The 1112-nt window shown below is 75.3% G+C and carries 2 pseudogenes; one reads left to right on the top strand and one right to left on the bottom strand.

From position 1 onward, the window contains the following. Positions 1-533, bottom strand: a pseudogene (locus HGA02_RS20020) (hypothetical protein); the annotation flags it as partial. A 263-nt stretch (positions 534-796) separates the two neighbouring features. On the opposite strand from HGA02_RS20020, the pseudogene HGA02_RS20025 reads away from it, so the two are divergent. Next, a pseudogene (locus tag HGA02_RS20025) lies at positions 797-1112 on the top strand (hypothetical protein); the annotation flags it as partial.

The raw sequence follows: 1112 nt of genomic DNA on the forward strand, positions 1-1112 counted from the left end.
CGGCGCTCCGCCTCCTCGGTCGTGATGGCGCTCTGGATGCGCGCGGCCTCCCGCTCGGCGGACCCGACGAGCTCCTCGGCGCGGCGCTGCGCGGCGAGCAGCGTGCTCTCGGCCTCGGCGGCGGCGGTGGTGCGGAGCTCCTCGGCCTCGCGGCGCGACGTCGCGAGCAGCTCGGCGACCTCGTTCTCCGCACGGGCGCGCAGCTGGCCGGCGGCGAGCTTGGCGCGGGCGAGGGCGTCGGCGGCCTGCGCGTTCGCCTGCGTGACGACGTCGGACGACTGCTCCTCGGCGGACCTCAGCAGCTGCTCGATGCGCGAGCCGAGCCCGGAGTACGTCGGCCGCTCGGCCTCGCGGAGCTGGCGGTGCGCCTCGGAGAGCTCGCCCGCGACCTGCAGCGCCTTCGCGTCGGCGGCCTCGACCTGCGCGCGCGCGTCCGCGACGGACTTCTCCAGCGAGGAGATCCTGGCGTCGACGGCCTCACGTTCGTAACCACGGAAGTTCACGACCGGGAAGGGGGTGCGGGCATCGGGCACGAGCGGTCCTCCTGGGCTCGTGGGCGCCGGCGCGGCCCCTCCGACGAGGTGCTCGACGGCAGCCGGTGCCCCGCCGGCCAGGATACGCGTGTCGTCCGACCGGACGACGCGGACCCTCGTCCCCGCGACCGGTGGCCGACGGTGCCGACTCGCGCACGGGACCTGCGACGACGTGCCGGTTTCGACCCGTTCCGTCCGCTCTCGTTCGGTCGTGCGCGGCCCCTCTGCCTATCCTGGTTCTTCTCGTCCCGAGAGGATCCTGCGTGCTCAAGCGACTGACCATCGCCCTGCTCGGCGTCGTCGGACTGGTCGTCATCGGCCTCGGCATCGCGTCCGCGACGGCGTGGAGGGCCGACGACGTCCTCGTCGCCACGACGTCCGGCGACGCCCGGACGCTCGTCACCGACCCGGGCGTCCTGGAGCTCGGCGGCGACCCCGTGACCGTGACCGTCGAGGCCGCCGACGACGCCCCCGTCGTCCTCGCGGTCGGCCGCGACACCGACGTCGACGGCTGGGTCGGCACCGACGCGCACGACCGCGTGACGGGCCTCGACGGCTGGCACGAGCTCGCGGTCGACG

It is taken from the genome of Cellulomonas septica, from assembly GCF_012396155.1.
GTDB lineage: Bacteria > Actinomycetota > Actinomycetes > Actinomycetales > Cellulomonadaceae > Cellulomonas > Cellulomonas septica.